The sequence below is a fragment of the Bacillus sp. SIMBA_008 genome (assembly GCF_046535495.1).
Classification (GTDB): Bacteria; Bacillota; Bacilli; order Bacillales; family Bacillaceae; genus Bacillus; species Bacillus subtilis.
The window spans coordinates 1-230 of sequence record NZ_JAWRWL010001400.1 but is presented as its reverse complement, the minus strand read 5'-3'; the positions used below and the strand labels follow the sequence as shown (position 1 = coordinate 230).

The 230-nt window shown below is 69.1% G+C and carries 1 protein-coding gene; it reads right to left on the bottom strand.

Annotation, left to right across the window (positions count from 1 at the left end):
- Nucleotides 1–230, bottom strand: a 230-nt coding sequence (locus tag SB658_RS28075; protein ID WP_410603890.1) for a hypothetical protein, incomplete at both ends; no start/stop codon positions are given.

The window sequence follows — 230 nt, the reverse complement described above, 5'->3', positions numbered from 1 at the left end:
CGGGAAGAGCGGTCCTGCCTCCGACGCGTCCGCGGTCGAGGCCTGCAGCACGCCGTCGGCGTCGTAGATCGCGAACGCGAAGTCACGGGGCTGCTGGTCGCGCGGCGAGTAGATCGTGTCGCCTTCGACGGTCGTCATCTCGAAGTAGCGGTCTGCGAGGTCGCTGGAGACGAGCGCCGGAAGCTGGGCGTCGATGTTCCCGACGAGTGCCGTGCGCAGGATCGGGACCG